This window comes from Selenomonadales bacterium 4137-cl (genome assembly GCA_032334055.1).
Lineage (GTDB): Bacteria > Bacillota > Negativicutes > Sporomusales > UBA7701 > Anaeroselena > Anaeroselena agilis.
In genome coordinates this window covers 1,291,846-1,311,892 of sequence record JAUOZS010000001.1, presented here as the reverse complement: position 1 = coordinate 1,311,892, position 20,047 = coordinate 1,291,846, and the positions used below count along the sequence as shown (strand labels likewise).

At 51.8% G+C, this 20,047-nt stretch carries 16 protein-coding genes; all 16 read right to left on the bottom strand.

The features are described 5' to 3' along the window. Positions 1 to 135: 135 nt before the first annotated feature. The 16 genes from Q4T40_06880 to Q4T40_06805 all read right to left on the bottom strand — a co-directional run bounded on the left by Q4T40_06880 (position 136) and on the right by Q4T40_06805 (position 19,478). The gene (locus tag Q4T40_06880) at positions 136 to 456 is read right to left on the bottom strand and encodes a hypothetical protein (protein ID MDT8900954.1); all 321 of its coding nucleotides are present in this window, start codon (positions 454 to 456) and stop codon (positions 136 to 138) included. Then, entirely contained in the window at positions 456 to 7,553 is a 7,098-nt protein-coding gene (locus Q4T40_06875; GenBank protein ID MDT8900953.1) for a D-Ala-D-Ala carboxypeptidase family metallohydrolase, read from the bottom strand. Before Q4T40_06875 ends, Q4T40_06880 begins: the two co-directional genes overlap by 1 nt. 16 nt (positions 7,554 to 7,569) lie before the next feature. Next, positions 7,570 to 8,685: a hypothetical protein gene (locus tag Q4T40_06870; protein MDT8900952.1), complete on the bottom strand. Its 1,116-nt coding sequence runs from the start codon at positions 8,683 to 8,685 to the stop codon at positions 7,570 to 7,572. Beyond that, the gene (locus tag Q4T40_06865; GenBank protein MDT8900951.1) at positions 8,663 to 9,859 is read right to left on the bottom strand and encodes a Hint domain-containing protein; all 1,197 of its coding nucleotides are present in this window, start codon (positions 9,857 to 9,859) and stop codon (positions 8,663 to 8,665) included. The genes Q4T40_06870 and Q4T40_06865 overlap by 23 nt, the downstream gene beginning before the upstream one ends. Next, positions 9,859 to 10,200, bottom strand: a complete 342-nt coding sequence (locus Q4T40_06860) for a hypothetical protein (GenBank protein MDT8900950.1) — start codon at positions 10,198 to 10,200, stop codon at positions 9,859 to 9,861. The genes Q4T40_06865 and Q4T40_06860 overlap by 1 nt, the downstream gene beginning before the upstream one ends. Next, the gene (locus Q4T40_06855; GenBank protein ID MDT8900949.1) at positions 10,193 to 10,381 is read right to left on the bottom strand and encodes a hypothetical protein; all 189 of its coding nucleotides are present in this window, start codon (positions 10,379 to 10,381) and stop codon (positions 10,193 to 10,195) included. Before Q4T40_06855 ends, Q4T40_06860 begins: the two co-directional genes overlap by 8 nt. Continuing rightward, positions 10,381 to 12,153, bottom strand: coding sequence for a hypothetical protein (locus tag Q4T40_06850; GenBank protein MDT8900948.1), 1,773 nt, complete (start codon positions 12,151 to 12,153; stop codon positions 10,381 to 10,383). The genes Q4T40_06855 and Q4T40_06850 overlap by 1 nt, the downstream gene beginning before the upstream one ends. Positions 12,154 to 12,163: 10 nt before the next feature. Beyond that, positions 12,164 to 12,601, bottom strand: a complete 438-nt coding sequence (locus tag Q4T40_06845; GenBank protein MDT8900947.1) for a hypothetical protein — start codon at positions 12,599 to 12,601, stop codon at positions 12,164 to 12,166. Further along, positions 12,601 to 13,716: a hypothetical protein gene (locus Q4T40_06840; protein ID MDT8900946.1), complete on the bottom strand. Its 1,116-nt coding sequence runs from the start codon at positions 13,714 to 13,716 to the stop codon at positions 12,601 to 12,603. Before Q4T40_06840 ends, Q4T40_06845 begins: the two co-directional genes overlap by 1 nt. Further along, entirely contained in the window at positions 13,716 to 14,693 is a 978-nt protein-coding gene (locus tag Q4T40_06835) for a radical SAM protein (GenBank protein ID MDT8900945.1), read from the bottom strand. The genes Q4T40_06840 and Q4T40_06835 overlap by 1 nt, the downstream gene beginning before the upstream one ends. A gap of 13 nt (positions 14,694 to 14,706) precedes the next feature. Continuing rightward, on the bottom strand, positions 14,707 to 15,873 hold the full coding sequence (locus tag Q4T40_06830) for an SPASM domain-containing protein (protein ID MDT8900944.1): 1,167 nt from the start codon (positions 15,871 to 15,873) through the stop codon (positions 14,707 to 14,709). After that, positions 15,873 to 16,412 carry a hypothetical protein gene (locus tag Q4T40_06825; GenBank protein ID MDT8900943.1) on the bottom strand — a complete coding sequence of 180 codons (540 nt, stop codon included), beginning with the start codon at positions 16,410 to 16,412 and terminating at the stop codon, positions 15,873 to 15,875. The genes Q4T40_06830 and Q4T40_06825 overlap by 1 nt, the downstream gene beginning before the upstream one ends. Beyond that, positions 16,396 to 17,754 (bottom strand): radical SAM protein, encoded by a 1,359-nt coding sequence (locus tag Q4T40_06820; protein ID MDT8900942.1) that lies wholly within the window; start codon positions 17,752 to 17,754, stop codon positions 16,396 to 16,398. Before Q4T40_06820 ends, Q4T40_06825 begins: the two co-directional genes overlap by 17 nt. A 61-nt stretch (positions 17,755 to 17,815) precedes the next feature. After that, the gene (locus Q4T40_06815) at positions 17,816 to 18,232 is read right to left on the bottom strand and encodes a hypothetical protein (protein ID MDT8900941.1); all 417 of its coding nucleotides are present in this window, start codon (positions 18,230 to 18,232) and stop codon (positions 17,816 to 17,818) included. Between the two features lie 12 nt (positions 18,233 to 18,244). After that, a complete protein-coding gene (locus Q4T40_06810; GenBank protein MDT8900940.1) occupies positions 18,245 to 18,826 on the bottom strand; it encodes an SPRY domain-containing protein in 582 nt (193 codons plus the stop codon). 1 nt (position 18,827) lies between these two features. After that, positions 18,828 to 19,478, bottom strand: a complete 651-nt coding sequence (locus Q4T40_06805) for a hypothetical protein (GenBank protein MDT8900939.1) — start codon at positions 19,476 to 19,478, stop codon at positions 18,828 to 18,830. Positions 19,479 to 20,047: the final 569 nt, after the last annotated feature.

Genomic DNA, 20,047 nt, shown 5'->3' with positions numbered 1-20,047 from the left:
AGGTCTACCGCCGCAGGCCACCCATGGACAGCATCGTAGATCAGACAGATGGTGACCAGGGCGAGGGTATAGATGCAGGCGAAATTGGAAAGGGAGGGTTTCCCCTCCCCATCGTAAAACAGACTCGCTAAATATTTATTTAGTGAGTAAAGCAAGGACAATCGCCCCCAGTCCAGATAGTACGGCGAAGAAAATCCCAATCCAGACCTTCATCAAGGTGTCTCTCATCGTACTATTCTCCCTGTGTAGGGTGTCGATACGATTAAGGAGGTCAACGACTTTGGAGTCGAAGACCTCCCTGCTTACGAAAGAGCCGGACTTGATGAGAGTGCATACCTCATCAATCCGTTCAACCATGTGCTTGATTTGCATTGGGATTATCGCTAGTTCACGGAGATCATCTTCATGCCTTTTGATTTGCTCCTCTAAAATTCCATGCAGTTCGCATTTCTCCACTACCGTTTCACCCCCCAACCCATGGCTTTTTCGGTAGTCTCGACAATCTTATTTCTCAGTTGGTCAACCTTCTCACGCTTCATCTGAGGAGACATTTTCTTGTCTTCCATGAGTTTGGTCATGGCTTTCTCGTAGGAGACAATGACCTTGTTGGCGTTCTGCATCTTCTGGTATTCGGCGGTCGGGAAGTCTTTGGGCTTCCGAACTCCGGCATCGACTTCCTTCTTCATTTTCTCCAGTTCTTTACGGCGATCCATAAAGTCTTGGAGAGACTGGGAAGAACCGAAGGGCGTGCGGATAAGCGAGGACAGTATAGGTAAGACTTCCGTCATTTCAGCCTTCGGCCTAATGTCGGAGAACTTGTCCTTACTGTGCATGACTTCTCTACCCACGCTACCGAACAAAGCGCCTGCCATCCAGTCAATCTTCTTCGGACTCCAGTCTAACCTGCGGCCTACCTCAGATTGCGCAAGCCACTTAGCCCATTCGGAAGTGTTTGCACTATACTGTTGGAACGCAGGTTTCATTTTATCGAAGTCGGTGACGATGCGGCGTTGCCGGAACATGTCGTATTCCGCGAACTGTCCGATGAGAATCTGGAAGATGTTGGGTAGGTAGCTAGGGGTGAAAGCATCTGCCGCCATCTTGGCAAGGTCTGCCCAGTCGGTGGGATGCTTGTTCTTCATCCAATCCATGAACCTCTCTGCCATACCTGTGACAAAGACACCCCAACCAGGCGGCTTCGGAATCCTGACAATCTTGCCACCCATGGGGATGAGCCAGAACAAGTCTTTGGTTCCTTGGTCTTCCTCGCGGAGTTTCTTGTCATCACCGTACAACGCCATAAGCATGGTCGAGAAACCGATAAGCATGGCGGACTTGACGGCGAAGTTCACAGGGTTGATGGCGGCTTCACGCATCATCTTGTCAGTGGATTGGATACCGACATTGAAGAACGCGATATATTGGTTGATTCTCCGGCCTTCCTCACCCATCCGGTTGAAGTCTACGGAGATGTCACGAGAAGCAAGGGCAGCTTCGTCCCTAGCCTCTTGGTCATTCCTGAGAGCCTTGGAGGTGGTCAGGCGGTCGATCACACCACCGTAGCCACGCCGTGTGAGGTCATATTCCGCCACACGAGTAGCTTGGTCTACTGCTTGGGACATGGCAGCCAGAACATCATTCGTCCAAGTGAGGGGGGTGACAAGCTTTTGGAAGATGTTCTTGTCGGAGAAATTCTTGACTTCCCTCATTACGCCGAAGCGCATGATGTCTTGAATCTCATTGATTTGCCCACCGAAAGCCCCACCGTCTTTTATCCACTCTTCGTACAGTTGCGTCTTGCCGATTACATGGGCGAGGCCACGGATGGTGTCGTAGATCGGCAGGAAGCCGTGTTGAGAGAAGAACCAGGCGGTAACCGTGTCACGGACGGCGTTGGTGAACATGAAGGTCGGCGTGATAGTGGCGCCCCAACGGAGCCAACGGCTAGGCATCTGAGCCATCTTGAAGATGAAACCTGCCTGCTTTTCGTTGAATACCTTGAGGGCATCATTCATCGCCGAAGTCACTTGGAAGTATCGCTTCTGTCCATTATCCCAGACGGACACGACACCCTCACGACCTTTATAGTCCTCCGGTACTTCGTGGGCGAAGTCGGATACAGACTGGTTGTGAGCCATAGGGATCAGCATCTTACCCACTTCGTTCCGCTCCGCCATGTCGATGAGGCGGAAGGTTCGGGCAACAATCTCCTGCATGGGAGACTTGATGTCCTGCTTGCCACCCTTCATTTTCTTGACCGGAGCCGGAAGGTTAACCATACTACCATCGTTGATGTGCTTCACGAAGTCATCAAGGTTGAAGTCCTCGACATTCTTGACGAATGGCGTATACTCCTTGTGCGTATTCACATAGTGATTGAACGACTCCTTGGAAATAACTCCAGCATTCATCAACTTGTAGAGGACACCGTTGTTGACATCGACCAGTTGCTTCTGGAGAGCTGCCCATTCCGGATGTTGGGCATCGGTGCGGCGGATGATATTACGTGCCTCATCCCACGACATCTTCTGCTCAATACCCCGCCCCGCCAATTCGTTGACACGCTTGGCAATGATGTACTCTTCAAAATCATCTAGGTCGGCCTTGGGAATCTCCTTGAGGATTTCTTGGAAGGGGCGGACATCAACAGTATGACTTACGCCGTTCTCGTCCTCATAGGTATAGGTATCGCCGAAGGACAGATACCCAAACGCCTTGGAATGAGAGCCACGGATAGCAAGCCATGCCTTGCGATACATCTTCTTGCCCATGTCCTCAAGGGCGGTTCCCCTGGTTTCGGAGATAATGGGATAGATGGTGTCAACCATCTCGTACTGGAGGTGGTCGTACATATCACGCATCATCTTGAAGAAGCCGTCACCGGAGGTTTCGGACTTCTTCCGCACCATACCGTCTATATTTAGTGTGCGGATATGGTGCTTCTGGGGATTACCGCGAGTTATCGTAACCCTGCCGTCCGGATGGTCGGTTCTAACCCACCCTGCGTTGACCAACTTCTGCACAGTGTTGCGGTTGGCTTCCATATCAAGCGATCTGGCGCCGAACTCGATGGCCTTGACATCCTTGAGGGAGTTGGCTTGGCTCTGAGGGTTTAGATTCTGACCAGAGGGTTGGAACATCGAAAAGCCTTCGTGTGCGGCAACATTGCGGATTTTGTCGTTCATCTCAAAGCCAATCTGCGCCCCATAGCCGATATCAATCTTGGTCGGCTTGACATCGAATTGCTTGAGGAACTTGGACAGGTTGGTGGGGATGATTTTGTCGTAGAAGGTTTCCATGCCCTTGGCCTCTTTGAGGCTATAATGGTTGGCGTTCTGCTTGCCAGTTGCTACGGCCACCACATCGTAGTTACCGTCTGCCGCCATCTTAGCAATCTGTTTGATGGCAAGAGTGAGCCACTTGTCGGTGGAATCGAGCCACGGACCGTCCGGGACTTCTCCCTCCGGAACGAAGCCTTGCTTTCGTCCTGCTTGCGCCCAGTCGGATTGGATTTCCTCTACGAACAGGACACGCTTGCCGCCAACTACACGGTCATTAACACGGATGTGAACGACACGGTTGACATCGGCCTCTGTCTGTTCGTACTGATGGGCGATAGGAACCGTGTAGTTCTTCTTGGCCTCTCTCTCATTGGCATCGAGTTGGCCTTGAACCTGCTCCTCGGTAATCTGACCACGGACGAAAGCCATCCAGTCGATTTCCGTGGGTGTGCCAGATGCCTTTGCAGGAAGGGACAACATAACCTCACGGTGATTCGTGCCGCCCCCTACGGTATATTTAGAGAATTGGGGAGAACGAGGCGGGTGTCCATCGAAGTCTTCGTTGATGGACTCCTTAAAGGATTCCGGAAGGTCTTCGTAGGAAAGGCCGAATCGTTCTTGGGCGGCTAGATTGTAACGGTTGATATCGTCTTCGTTCATCTCGACAATTTGCAGGCCAAGGTTACCCTCGGTGTTGAGGTAATCCATTACCTCGTCCTTGGTGACCTTGCCTTTGAAGTTATCGAGCCAGACGTTAATACCAGACCATTTCAGTTCATCGGCTTTAACCCTCGCTGCCAGATAATTTTTTAGATCGGCAGGCGGCATGGCTTTGAAGTTCATCTTACTAACTATATTAATTAGTTGAGAATGGAAGCCGTTGCCGAGGGCAGGGCGGACATTATCCTCGATGGTCTGGGAGTACGAGACATCCTCCGTGGTCTGTTGGGCAGGTTTCTCATTGGCCTGCTTTTCGGCTTCCAGTCGGGTCGCCCGGGAGCCAGGTTCTCTGGCCTCTTTGAGAGCCTCGTCGAACAGGGGCTTGGCGTTCTTCTCGTACATCGGATTCTCTCTGGTTGCCTGATGGGCGCGGACGAGAGTCAGGATGGCATCGAAGACTTCCTTCATCTTGGCGAAGATGCGGTTGATGATGTTGGGTCTGGTGTCCTCAAGATTCTCAAAATAATACGCCGAGAATTCATCTGCGAACCTCTCGGCGTGATAATCTGCACTCTCATATTTTAGTCCGGTATGTTCAACCCATGCCGCCCTAGTGGCATCCGCATATTTGCGGTACGCCATCCGCTCCTTGTCGGACAGGAGATTCCAGTAGGAATGGGCGTATTCGTGAGCCGCCGTCCAAGGATTGCCATGCTTGAAGAGGCCGACTATGGTCTTCTTCAAGGAGGAATAGAAGGTCGCTACCCCTCTGGTTTTATCCTGGTCAAGAGAAGGATGTTGTCCACGGAGTTTGTCAATAATGTCCTGCGAGGCTTTGTTAAGATCACCCAAATGGGCTACTTCTGCGTTGTTCGCACCTCTACCGAACAGGTCGTTCACGACTGCTCCAGTCGCCGGATCAATGGCTCCCTGTTCCACGGCTCTCTGGGCGGTGAAGGTGTTGCGCTCTCCTTGGGTAATGGGCGAGAACCTGTTGGCCTTTTCAACCCTGCTAATCGTATTATTTAGTTTATTTAGTGAGCGTTGGTGCGCCTTGTCGGTGATGGACCGACCAAAGAACTCCGCCGCCCGTTTAGCGTGGTCGAGAACCTCTTGGGCGACTTTGCCACCCTTGGCCTCTTCCGCGAGAACGTTATTGACCTTGGAGACATACTCCCCTGCATTGGCCTTGGTAACACCTTCCGGCCTCATCTTGGCGAGGATTTCCTCCACGGTCTGGAACGAAGCCTGACCTTCCCTATTGGTGGACTCCATCCGACGTTCAATGTTGGTAGCCTCTACCCTGTCAATCATCTTACCGAAGGCTTTGAGAGCCGAACTGTACTCAGGGGTGACATCCTGCCGTTGACCAAAGAAGCCTGCCAGTTGCTTGGCGTGGGAGAGAACCGCATCAGGAACAATACCATTCTTGGCAGCGGTTTCCAATGCCCTCGCGGCCTTCGCCATGAACTGGTGGGCGTTGTCTTTGGTGACACCATCCGGCTTCATCTTGTCAAGAACCTCTTGGGCGTTGACCTCGTTAGGCTTGGCGTTTGGTTTGATGGGCTTCGCCGTGGCCTGTTGGCCTTGTTGCTCCTTGGCAATCTGCTCGACGTTGCCAGCTCTGGGGATTACTTTGGTGTTACCCAGAGAGATGCCTGCGTCTGCGGCCTTGGCAGAGAACGGAGGAAGGTTGTTCACAGTCGGTTCGGCTGCCTGTTCGATATCCACCTTACCCTTATATTTAGTGGGGTCGAACTGGGCATCTTCTACCGATTGCTTACCTGCCTTGAGGACTTCGGCATTGACCTCTCCCCTCGCGGCCTTGGCGAGGGTGATGGTATCCGTGGCCTGCATCTGTTGCTTGGCAACAAATTCATCGATGGCGTTGACTACATCGGTCATACCGAACTGGTTGGCAAGCCCCTTGGCCTCTTCGTAAGCTCCGGCGTTGACCAGTTCAGAGATTCTGGAACGGATATCTCCGCCAACAACCTTGCCTGCATCCGGAGTCAAGTCTTTGACCTCTGCCTGCTCACCGTTGGGGTTGAAGGCTACAGTTTTTCCATCGCCCTTGAGGGACGGACGAACTTGACCTTGGAAATTGCCCAGATGCAAATGAAGCCCACTCCCACTATCATGGAAGAGGACTTCCTGCCAACCTTGCTCTTTGGCGGCGGCTATCAGTTGGTCTACCCTTGGGTCGCCTGCTTGCAGCTCCTTGCCGTTCTCGTCGGTGAGGACGAAGTCTACGGCAAGACCTTTTGTGTGATTGGAACCTTCTACACCGCCTACGGCGCGGTTGCGTTCCTCGTCGCGGTAGCCAGAGGAAATCTCTACGTTAAGTCCAAGCCTACCGAAGATAGGCCAGAAGGCGGCGGTAGCATCCTTGTGGACTGCATCCACGTTATCCCAGTTGGGGTTGTTGGCTTCGGAGAACTTGAGTGGAGACTCCGTATAGTCAGTCACATTATCTAGTACAGGATTGGGGTTAGCCATATCCTGTTTCTTGACTTGCCGCATACCATGAACACCGGAGATAGCTACGCCGGGGATACCTAGCGTACCTACCGCCTGCGTGGTAGCGTTGGCGGTCTGGATGGCTTCCGGAATCAGTTTTCCAGTGTCGAAACCGGGCAAACCAGTTACTTTCCGGAGATAAGCTTCTGCGGCGTTCACGGTCTGGTTCTGTAACTGTTCGGTGACGTTTTCCGCCACTACCGCACCCAGATACCGTTTGGCAATCTCCTTCATTACCGCCTTCTTGCCACCTGCGGCGATATCCTTGAATTCCTTCTCGCCAAGTGAGCCAAGAATCTTGTCGCCACCGGGGATGAGTTTGGCAAGGTACTTCAAGGAGGTGTATTCAAGTCCCGCGTTTGCGGCGCCAACCGCGAGAGCCATTGCGGCGGCTTTCGTCGGATCGACACGCTCACCGTTGGGACCGGTCAGTTGGGAAAATTCACGAAAAGCCTGACCACCCTCAAGGATAGCCATACCTTCTGCCGCACCAACCCTACCACCGAAGATACTACCGCCGACAAGGCCGGGAACCGCGCCTACGCCTGCAATAGGGGCGCCAGCCGCACCCAGAACAAATGCGGCTTGACCGCCCCTTTCAGTAGCACCTTTCGCCACCAGTTTCCAGTTGGCTACTTGTTGAGAGGCGTAGTGGAGGGGGTCGAATCCTTCTGGGTCAGGATTCTTTTTGATATCCTCCTCAATTAGCTTGGCCTCGTCTTCTCCCTTGGTAGACCATTGTCCGGTCTTGAAAGCATCAAGCATCTGCTCCCAACCAATCTCGGCCAGGCGGACATTGCGGCTACCACTTGCCCAACCCTTCTTTATGGAACTTACCATTCCAGTTTCCTGACCGGGATAGGATACAGTGCCATCCTGCGTATTGATGATGGGCTGTTGAGTCGAGGTGGTCGTAGCAGGTTGAGAACCTGCGGCGCGGGGCGGAAGACCGAAAGCTGCCCTCGCCTCGTTGCTCAATCCGGCAAACCTTGGGTCATCTTGGTTTAATTTTCCACCCTGCGAGGCTTGCGATATTATATCGTCTTCGGTCAATCCAAAAGCCCTCATTGCTTCGGGACTTAATCCTGCCATGGATACACCTCCGTGATTACCACTTGTTGATTTCAGTTTTTACCGACTTTACGATATTGTCATATTCTTGGGCGGCTGCTAGGCGGTCGCCTTTGTGCTTAACCAAAAGCATCTGCACCACGTTCTGGTTGAACTTGCTGCCTGGGGCAATAAGGTCATCGAACTGTTTGTTGCGATCACCTCTACTATTGACCTTTCCAAGGGATTCCCAGACCCTCTTCTGGAGGTAGTTGTCGAGCGCGTCTGGACTATAAATCTTGCTATGGGCATAGCCACCAGACGAACCCGGTTGGATTCTCTCCATACTCTTCTCCATCGAAAGAAGCATGTTATAATGCGGGGAATCCCACTCATCCGCATCCGGATTGTTTTTCACCCATTCGGTATGCTTATCTAGCAGGCTCTTGTAGTTGCCTTCATAGCGGAGCCATTCGTTGTTCTTCTTGGCCTCTTGCACCGCTGCACGATATTCGGGGTCATCGTAAGTGGCGACAGTCCTTACGCCTTGAGGACTATATTCGTAGACGAAGCCTTTCGAACCAACCTTCATCTCGCCGACCTTGGTCAGGTCTTTGGTCGTGACGGTAGGATTATTTATGCCGCCAGGTTGATCTGCACCTTTGTGGGTGTCGAAGGTTGTAGTCTGGACTTTGTTGCCCAGATTCGTATCCTTCTGTTGATAGGACGGCGCAGCAAGAAGAACACCCGACATATCCGGAGCATCTCCGGCTCCCATTCTGGACTTAGTATACCATTGACCGAAGGCGGAGGGGGAAGACCCTTCCGCAGGCATGGTGTCTGCGGACTTCATGTAGGAATTCCGTTTGAGGTCGGCGGTGTTACCCTTGTACATCGCTTCCGCTTGGGTGAAGGCTTGACCGATATGAGCAGGATCGAAACCCTCCTTGACCAGTTGGTTGAACAACTGACCAGTCGTAATCGGTGCGACAGGCTTGCCATCTGCACCAACGGCCCCCTGGTTTTCGGCTAGGATTTGGGCGGCTCTACTAAGAACCTTGCCGGAGCCTACCTGTAGCCCCCTCGTCCACTCGTCGTTCTGTGCCTTCCGGACAATGTCGGAGGTTATGCCGTAGCCTTGAACGAAATCACTACCCCAGTTCCACCCACTCATCCGGTTCACCTCCGAAACCTATAGTTAGTAAGCCATTGACGTAGAAGACGTTCTCTCTGGTATCGACGTTGATATCGTAGACAATGTCGTTGCCGTGCGGCACAATGGCTTCCACGATGGAATACCCGCCGTTGATGTTGGCTATCTTGTCACCGACTTTCAATGCTTCCACGGTGGTGAAGACACCCTTATCGGTGAAGAAGAGTTGCTCCTTAGTGCAGGTTACGCCGCCGTCATTTGTGACCATGGTGACGGCTTCGGCCATCGAAGTGAAGATTTTTTCGACTTCCACCTCTTCCATGTCAACGCCGTAGACGATGTCGCCAGGCACAAGGTCTTCGATGGCTTTGTCGCCCTCCGGCGTGGCTACCATCGTACCCGCTATGAAGCAAGTAGTAGTACCGGCTTTGGCGGTCTTGCCTGCCTTGGCTCCATAGAAACCTGCCAGGGCGCCAAGCACGGAGCCACCCCAACCACCAGACTCCGTCTGTTCGGCGGTAGTTGTGGGGTTCTTGCCCATCTCGACGGCGGAAGCGTATTCCATGAAAGTCTTGTCATCCAGACCAACCCTCTGCTTAAAGAGTTCCAACTGACGGTTGTACTCGTCGGCGGAGAGTTGGGTTTCATCCAGACCCTGTTGACGCAGGAACTGATACCATTGATTCTGGAGTTCGTTGGCTTTGAAGGTGTAGTCCATATTGTCCTTCTTGGCCTGTGACATGAACTGGGTGGAGAACCTGCTCTGTTGGTCAGAGACATCCTGTGCCTGCTTGGTGAGGCTATTGAGCCGCATCGAGCTGTTGCCGAAGCCCCTGCCTGCGAAGGTGGAGTTGGTCTGATCCATCATGCCACCGAAGCTTTTCCGGATATCATTCATGCCCATCCGATACGCCGCCATGGTGGTGGGGTCTTGCGTAGGATCGGCGTACTGACCGGATGCCCAACTAGCGATAAACGGATTGTTAGTTAGATTATTTAGATAGGCTCTGGACTGTTGGACACCGGAGGTATCCCTTTGCCAAGCGCCCAAGTTGGAAAGGTCAGATGCGAATGGGTTGTTATTGAACCTACTTTTGGCAGTCTGGAGGAGTTGATTATATTCCCCCGCCATCTTGCCAGTAAACGGTTCGGTATGGGAAGTACTAGAAGTCTTTTTGCTGAAAGGGTCGCCCATTACCTTACCTCCTTAACCATAAGAGTTTGGGTCGGTTTGTAGCCGTACCGTTTTTCGATAGCCTTGGGGTAGGGGGTTAAAACTTTAACCACCCTAGCACCCAAGGCTCTGGCTATTTCCTCTCCTATTTTGATGAGATGATCGATGTCCCCTACCTTCTTGGCGTAGATGTAGTGACACCAGAACTCGTCACGGTAGACCGAATAAATGAAGAACCCCTTATCATCCATGTAGACCTCGTTGTTGGTCGCCATGTCACAAAGTTCGAAAAGTGTCGTTTCTCCCTTCGTCCTTTTGACATAGTCCTTTGCCATTTCTACGAACTGGATGGCACTAGGCATCGGGATGCTCCAATTTCTCCAGTCGGCTATCAATCTCCCTTACCGCATCGGTGAGTTGCTCAACGACAAGAGAAAGACGATTGAGATAGTCTTTGAGTCCTTTGATGAACAGGCGCCCATCGTCATCAATGCTAGTTGGCAGAATCGGAGGGCGTGCTACTGTGTTGATATTTATCGCCACTAGATATCACCCCGTTCTTCGTAGTAAATGATATATCCTGTTATCGTGAAAGGCTCATTGCGGTGTGCCGTCCGGAACTTGACTGAAAAGTAGCGTGCGGTGATATCCATATCGACCCACGGTGGATAGAGTTTGGAGAGATTCATGTTGAACGGCCCGTACCAAGTCGGCTCATCGTCGGAACTATTGGCGGCTCCAAGATAGATTTCAAGGTTGTAGTCGCCCTCCCTTGAAGTCATAACCTGTATCCGCTTAACCCTCTTCATCAGTTCCGGCTTATCCATGTCGAAGTACTTGGATACCGCCCATGCCTCGTAGTCAACATTGTTCCTGCTCTGACCGTCGAAGAAATATAACTTCCCAGTCTCGTCGCCGCAGATGTTGATAGGGGCATTCTGGAGTTTGGTACTGGTATCAATGGCCCAGTCCATAGCATCAATCTCAACGTCGATATCGTCGATGGTCGTAGTATCCTGCTTGTTGTAATAGCCGAAGCAGACCATGGGCATCTCGCGCAACGACCACGCTTTGGTATCGGTATTGTACACCAGAGCCATGTCAAAGGGGGCGTTGGAGTCTCCATTAATAGCGGCTTCATTGTTGATAGAATGAAAAGCGAACCAGACCTCCGGAACCTCTTCAACGAAGAAGCCACGGATTTGGTTCGACTTGTCAGGAATGAGGATGCGGAAGAACTCCTTCGCTATCGCATCACCCGCCACTTTGGGTTCGATAAGGTCGAAGCTATAGATGTTATCCGGCCCAACGAAGATATGCTCATCGCCCAAGTCCACGAGGGCGTAAGGAGAAATCAAGCCAGTACCGATAATCGCAGGTCGCCTGTCCCAGATGAGGTCGCCGCCGACATAGGAAACAACCTGTATGGAACGCTCCTTGTACACTACGATGTAGGCTCCAAGAGGCTTGATAGACTGCACCCAGTCAACACCTTCCGTCAGATCAGCATATCCGGCCTGACCGGAGCCGTCCTCATTGTTGTGCCATATGGTGCAATTATTCCATTGGCTCCACCGGACACGTTGCGGGTAGTTTATACCATCTTCGACGGTATGCCCAAGGATGAGGAAGCCGTTGTAATTTAGCATACACTTGGCTCGACAGTCTACGCCGCCACCTTCTAAACCGTAGCCACCCACCATCTCCCACCTGGCAGTACCGTCATTGATACCGCCAGAGGTTGGCCAGGGCGGTTCAGTTTCGCCGGAAGTCCCTGTAACCTTACAACGGTACATCAGACCGTTGAGATTGGCGTTGGTGGGACGGCAATGGTCACCTTCGACATAGTCGTGATTCGGTAGCCATTGCGAAGGGTCCCATAGACCGGGTAGCTTTTCAACTTTCTCCATCGTTCCATCCCAGTATTGGATGTTGTCAACGAGATTAGTGAAGACATACCAGTCGTTGATATTCTCCGCCATCGTGTAACCGTCAGGCCCATTGGAAAAGGGTTCGTTGGTGATATCCACCAGAGTCCTCTCGGAATCGTCGTAGAAGTAAATCCTATTGACGCTATGGAACATGAGCCAGGCGGCGTTGTAATCGCTAGTGACATAGAGATTGTCTATCCACATCACCCTGCTATCGAGTTGGAGGTTCTGGAATCCCATCCAACCCTCAACCCTCTGGACACTACCCTGCCGAAAGCGGACATTCATCGCATCAACCCACGAATTGTCTGGGATAATGGACTTCGGTTGGTTCTTGATGACACCGCCGTCAGGGTTCATTACGACTTTCTTTAAGTCCGCCAATTCACATCACCTACGACTGGAGGTATACGCCGCTGAATTTTATCCAACCATTGACCGTGAAGACCTTGGTAATCCGTTCTCCGGTATCGAACCACAGTTCTTTGTCAATCTGCGGAGATGTGGGGGCGGTAGTGCCGATGGTAATCCGGATGCCACTAACCTTCTCAGTATCTTCGACGACAAGCGCCAAAGGAGTCCACGCACCATTCTGCACGGTTTCCAGTTGCTTGAGTTCCTCATTGTAGCCGACAAGGTTCTCCTTGAGGGCGCCAACAGGCCGCGAGGCCGAATCCCACACAGGAAGGATTATGGCTTCAATGTCGGGGAAGCCGGAAATTAGACCGAATACCGTCTTCGCCCAGAGCCGGGTTTCGCGGATCGAGTCATCGAGAATACTACCTTTCTGATTGCCTTTCGGTAGGGAGTGGTCTATATCGGGAAACGGCATTATTTAGTCACCCCTAAATAAAGATTAAAGGCTCTGAGAGCCTCTATGTTGCCTTGGACTATTGTCTTGACTTGCCTACGCATCTTCTCTTCATTGGCCCGGTGTACGTCCTCGCGGAAGACTTGTACGCCATACTTCTCCTTGAGGAGGTCAATGGTGGACACATCATCCTTCGTGGCCTTCTTCTCCATGACCGTCAGGTTCTCAAACCCAAGGCCAAGGTTAGGTACGACCTCGTAGATTTTCCGCCACTTATAGATAAGCATCAGAAGCGGCAGGGCGTAGTTGAAGTCGTAGAAATTGATGCCCCGGAGGAGTTGCTCCTTGTTGGCAAGACCATAGTTCATATAGGTGTTGAGGTTCAAGGCCACCCTAAAGCAGCTCTCAAAATCCCTTGCCCAGAAGTAGATGTCGAACAACCGATCCATCAAGTCCATGATGTGGTAGCTTACCGCCTCGTACTGGAAGTACGGAAGTCGGAGTTCTACGGAACGGATTTGCTCCAAAGCTTTATCGGGACTTGGAGCCAGTCTTACAATGTCTCCAGTGAACTCGGCGTACTGCCTTACCGTCATATGGTTGAGAATGTCGGGACTCACAAAGGGAGACACCTTCGCCTTGGCCTTCTCCACCGCTAGGAAGAAGTCCGCCGCCATGGCGGTATCCCATTTGAGGTTCTTCCGGTAGAAGTACATATAGAATTGGAACCACTCAAGGAACATCTTAGCGGACAAATTGGGGTCGAAGTCGAACTCATCGAGGAACTTTTTCATCCACACTTCGAAGTCATCTTCCATGAAGGAGTACAACTCTTGGTATATCATCAACCGGAGTTCTTTGTCCTTGGCTGTAGAGAGAAGCCTCTTGAGTTCATCAGCGTTGTGGGTGTGCATGGCGTGGAACATGAGAGCCATATCACCGTCCATGTGGGCTATCTGCCGCTCAAGATCATTGAGTTCGGCGGCAAGCATCCCCTTCACCACATCGTCTTCGATGACGAACCAGGCTATATCTAATCGCGCATACTTGACGGAGTTGACCTTCGCGTCTATCGCTTGGTAGGCCGGAGAGTCCTTGAGCCGTTTGTAGATTCTTTCCGGTAGAAAGTTGTTCATCAATTCACCCCCATGTACTGGTTTTTGAAATGCCTGTAACGGAGAAGTGTGCCGTTGAGTTTGTGCCGATATGCTGGCGATAGATTGTGAAGCCACTCCGTTATGACCTCATGGTAAGCACGATTCAGAGAACAAGTCTGCGGAAGATACATACCTTGCCAATCGTCGCCGAAGACTGCATATCGTTCATAGCGACACCCCCCATCACATAAAAAACGGATGTCGCATTGGCGACAATCCGGATGTGTGCAAGGTTGGGTTAGTTCTTCGACTGAGAAATATTTATGTTGGGAGAGGATGGTGCAATGGTGCTTCTCTCCGTTAGGGCGGAATACGAGGTACTGGCCTGCATCGCAGGAACAGAATCCCTCATCCCTATTGATTACCGCCTGTATCTTGGTCAGGAACTCCTGGTAGGTCTTCCCCTCGACCTCAAGACAGTTCGGTAGTTGGCGCCGGAACTCCCTGACGAAGTCTTCGGAGGTGTCTGGCCTGTGGGCGATAACAAACTCACCATTGATACCTTCCTTTTGAAGGTCGGTGAATCTGCGGTGGATCACCGCCATGTCTTTGATATTCGCATCGTTGAGGACGCATTTGATATCCAGCGAGGAGGTTCTAGAAAGATCCAAAATGTTTCTCAATGCCAAGTCGCCAAGCGGCCGGGAATGAACCCCATCCCCATCCCAAGATACCTGTATCTCGTCAAGAGGATAGCGGCGTTGAAAGTATTTGAGGTAATCCATATTGACGAGGCCAGAGGTCACTATCTGAAACTTCCGGCTGCCGTGGTACTTCTGGAGAATTTCCTCCATCAAGCGAGGCTTTAGCATCGGTTCTCCGCCAAAGAAAATGACACGGTAGGGATTATGCTCGGCGATAATCCTGTCTACCGTGTCCATCGTCATCTCGCTATTGCCGTCCCTATCCTTGATATAGCAGTAAGTACACCTGCTAGGACAGGATTCGGTAAGCATCAGATACGCTTCTTTATTCCACATACGGAACCCTCACATTGTCGGTGGATATCCCCCAGTCCTTGCTGAAATCGAATATCCGCTTGGTCTGTTCTACGTCCACCTTTCCAGGGAACTCGGCGAAGACTTGCCGCTCGATATCCCTCAATGTGCAGGCTTGGCAGAGTTTATGGTTCATATGCCCAGTCCTATATTTAGTAAGGGCAGGACATTCGAAGCAATGCAGGTTGTCACAGTACTGGTAATCGCACATCGGTTGCTTCATATACTCGGTGACGAACTCCTCCACCGTTTCGCGTTTGAAGCCATCCTCGATGTTACCAAGCTTGTACTGGCAGTAGCCGAACTGGCTATCCGGAACGAAGAATCCGCACGGATAGACATCCCCATTCGCCGCTATATATAGTGAGCGGCCTAGATGGCGGCAACCGATTGAACGAAGCTTCGTCCGGTTATCCTTGGGTAGCACCAATTCGGTGAAGGCCAAGGTGTCCCAGTTGAACCAGTTGAACGGATTCTCCGCATGGTCCGCGGCAATTAGCCGAAGTTGCTCCGCAAACTTTGAGGCGAACTCAGGATTCCGGTACTCGTCACAGTCGGTGAGGAAGTAGTACTCCAGTTTCGAACACCCACAGTCGAGGGCGAACCGGAAACTGGCGTATAGGTCATCCACCGTGTCAGGTGTGACGGCGATTCGAACCAAGACCTTATCTCTCCACTTTGAACACCCCAAGGTTCGAATCCTCTCCTTGAAGAACTCGTCATCATAGGCGGGATTCTTGGGTTTGCGGCTCTTAGAGGCGGAATGGATTCCGTCCCAGGATATCTTACAACCTTCCGCATCTAGGACTCCCTCATTCATCAAGCCCAATATGCCCTCGATGTTCGTTCCATTGGAGATAGTCGTGAACCACAACTTAACTTCCCTTGTGCGCTCAATCTTCTTGAGTTGCCGATAGGCATGGCGTATCTGCTCGATAAAGAGGGAAGATTCCCCGCCCGTTATTTTGATCTCGACCCGATCAGCCAGGGGGAGCTGCTCCATGAACTTAACTAAATATATATATTTAGTAAAAGGTACGTCCTGGGTTTTGCTGTCCCTGGTCTGAAAGCAGTAGACACAGTCGAGGTTGCAGTAGGAGGAAATCTTGAAGGTTATCTCGTGGATCGCGGAAAACATTACGACCACCCACCACAGTTCTGGACGTGGCAGGTTCCGCTATAGCACCCCTGACAAGCAATCTGGCAACTGGACTGGCAGGCTACCTGACATGTCCTGGCACAGTAGTCGTTGCTATTCCACCAACCATTCACTTGGTCAAAGTTATTACTGATGATGTTGAGGTTCTGGACGATGGCGTTCAGTACCGGCCCCTTGAAAGGCTCATCAACCGCCGGAAGCGGAACCATGTCGGTGAAGGTATCTCCGGTGAACAAGGTCTTCACATTGGCATCGAGAGTTGTCTGGTAGCCAACGAGGGCGTTGATAAAGTTGGGCGTGACATGGTCGCCTGCCTTGATGGTGGCCTTGAGAGCGGTCACATTGTTCACGAAGGTGGCGTAGGTTCCGGTAGGAGTCGGCAGGCGGTAATCGGGATTACCGTAATGCTCCGGATTGCTCCACACCGCTGCTACACCGAGATATTCCTTCGTGTTGAGGACGATGACATCACAGAGTTTCTGGAGGTAATCAACAGTAGGCTTAGTATTCTCGTCCACATTCTGCAACGTGTACTGGACTTTCGACCCACGGCTTGCCAATATCTTCACCCCCAATCATTGCCCCAACCGGGTACAGTTTCAAGACGAAGTAAATCCAAAACGAAGGCAGGATGATTTTCTCCATCTGCTTTAACTGGCTCTGGAAGTGAGCCATTCTGACAGGGAAATCCGGTGACAGAATGTTAGTCTCCATGACCACCGTGTCGAAGTAGTGCTTGAGTTTGAGGTTCTCCCTCAGTTGAACCAGACGGCGGGAACGAGGATTCGGCGAATCGACTATCGCCTTCTGGTATCTCTTCACTATGCCTGCCATTATCTTCGAAGTCTCACAGTAGGCATCGGTAGCGTCCCCAAAGTCCCCTGTGGTGGAGAAGTTCTGTGCTTGGCAACCTCCCTTGCAGACGGACATGGCGATACATCCTTGGCACTTCTCCTGCACGGTAAACTCCGGCGGATCGGCGATAAGGGTATCATCTACCCCCTCAAAGATGTTGCCAATGCTAAAGTCGGAGAAGGCTTGATTCGTATGGAATTGGTGGCACGGCATTACCTCTCCGTCAACGCCTATCGCACACCACCGATTAGTTCCTATGGCGCACCGGAGCCTATCCGGCGTAAACGGCACAAGGTTCGAATAGAGGTAATCGTCAACCGTCTTGATGCCGACATTTCTCTTGCTCGTGTGGTCGTACAGGACTTTGAGGTAGGTCTGGACAACCATCTCAAACTCTTGAGCTAATACACCCTTGGCCTCGTCATCCCACTCGCAGTCCGTAGCCAGACAGGGGACGATATGGTCAAAGCCCATATCCATGACTTCGCAGACACCCTGGTGGAGTTCCCTAACATTCTCCGGCGTGACGGTCATCCTAACCTCAACAGCATGGGCTAGGCCACGATCTTTAAGCCGCAGGAGATTCTCCTTGACGATATCGTAGGTTCCGCAGCGACCTGTGTCGTGAGCCTTCTTCGTGCCGTCCATCGACACCAGAAGAACCACACCGTAGTCATCGAACATCTGAATCATCTCTTCGGTGAGGATGGTCAGGTTCGTCGTGATACCAACCCTAGCGACATAGTGCATCTTGTCGATGTGGAGGATGAGAGCCTTGATAGCTTCCCAGTTGAGGAGAGGCTCTCCGCCAAACAAGTTCACCATGAAGACCCTGTCGCCATCTAGTCGGTTGTAGACGATGTCCATGACCTTACAGATGTTCTCTGGCGTAATCATGCCGTCTGGGCGGTCTTTTTCAAAACAGTAAGTGCATCGAAGGTTACATTGGTTCGTCACATTGATAGTGACTGAATCGCAATTATAAACCTCGCGGAATGGCTTCAAAAAATCACCCTCTTTACTAAATAAAGGGGAAAGGCTCCGGACGAAGCCGGAGCCAATCTCACTACGCCGGAACTCTGGTGATGAAACGGGCATCCTTGATGACCGTGACATTCGAAGCGGCGTTGGCGTAGAAGCAGACCTTGGCATAAGAATACCCCACCATGTCAGCGGTGAGGTTCAAGCTTGCGATATGATCTGCCGTGTCGTTGGGACATACGATAGTGCCGACTTCGCGCATGAGGGAGATGTTGCGATCTACGAAGTCAACCCCATTGTAGGACGGCTGGACAAACACGCGAATGGTGTTCGAAGCGCCGCCAGTCGTGGTGGCGAACTTAATCTGGAGTTCGCCGGAGATAGCCTCACGAAGGTCTACAATCACCTCAGAGCCGTTCTGTAGACCACACACGGCGGTGTTAGTCGTGCCAGTCAGGTTGACATTGAGGAGTTGGGTCTGGTTGTTTACAAGTTGAGCCATGCTCGTACCTCCTTAAAGTTTGCGATAGGTTTTGGGTAAGTACATGGATGGGGCATTGTTATTCTCCCCTGCGATGCACCATGGTTTATACCCGGATGGGGCAGGATACTGGAAGGTGTTACCCGGAGCGCCGGAGTTTATCTTGATGGTGTAGTTCCCTGTACCACCCGCCCACACTCCGGGGTACATGAGCCCCACCATAGTCTTGAGGTCAGTGAAGGCGGTCCCCCGGAAGACTCCATTTCGGTAGAAGCCAATGGTCCCTTCATTGAGGTCCACAGCCACGCCGATGTAGTCGCCGTAAGTGTACCCAGTCCCCTCCCAGTTTTGATAGCCGGTACTCGGAGACACTCGCTGTCCGGTATTGGCGTACCATCCCCTGTAGTCTGAGAAGCCGAGACAGGAGACTCCAGCGACCAAGGCGGCTACACTACCCGTGACCCACTGGACCTCGAAGAACCACTTCCCCGAGGTCTTCCCCATCTCGGCGAGGGCTTGCTGACCTTGGATGTAGTACACCTGGTCCTTTGTAATAGTAACCGAGCCGATTGACTTTGCCTGGCTCCATAGGTTGGGTCGGATTATCTGCGCCATCCTACCACCTCCCCATCGATGCCTTGTAGGTTGCAGGCAAATAAATCGTCGGCCCCCGGCGCGGCTCTGGGGTGTACCAATACTCAAAAGCCTCTAGGGTACATTGGTAGGTACTGTAAGTGGTGTACTGATAGGTGTACATGTCTATCGCGTCAAGATACTGTTGAAACCCCGGCGCATAGTTTCCGGCATAGAGTAGACTACCATTGTGCCTAATCGTCAATATTCCACCGATATTTTGATACTCAACCGTCCGGGCGGCGGTGACACCGCTAGTAGAGTCAGTAAGCACATGTCCAGTCGGCCCATCGACATAGGTGTAGGAAGTTGTCCCATCGGCGTTACCATCGTAACATTGCATCCTAAAGGGGACGGTCGCTTGGCTCATAAGGGCAACGGTACTGGAACTGAGATATCCTGACGATGTCTGAACGGTCATGGCGGCTCTAAACATGATGTAGAAGTCGCGCCAGAGAGGTATCTTCTCTGAGAGGTTCATCTTAATGCCGGGGCCGTGCCAGTCTCCATTGTCTCCCCCAAAGGAAGTGACCAGTATCTTTGTCCCGTCAGAACCGAAGCTACCATTCACATGGTTGGGACTGGTGTACCACCGGGGGTCCATGTAGTTCGTGGGGATAACTACCTTTTTCACTGACTCACCTCCCGAACCCACCGTTGCGTGCCAAGGCAGGCAGATATATTCCACTCTTGTGATATCTCGACACGTTATAGATGTCGTTTGGCCCCCTGCGGTACAGGTCTATAACTTCATTCGGACTCAGGGAAGTATCATAGATTCTAGCGTCTTGGAGATACCCATTGAAGTAATATCCTGCATAAGCCCCAAGTCGCCCAATGGCGAGAGGATAAGACGCACCCCCGCCACCATATGTCACAGATGCTACTTGAACCCCATTACGATAACCCGTTAGAGTAGGAGTGGAAGTATTACACACTACTGTTTCTAATGTAAGTAATTCGGGAGTAAGTATGTTTGAACTCCACCCGCTTACTTCGGATGTGTGAGCGGCTGAACCCGCATAGTAGTTTACACTACCGGCAGAGGCATAAATGCCATATATCGTGGCATTGGTTCCACCACTATCACATGTTGCGAAGAAGGTGGCGTTTCCCCAACTAATGGGGCGAACCCAGATGGACATACTAAAATTAGCGGGAACAGTCTTACTAGCCGTTCCAAGGTAAGAGGAACCGTTAAAG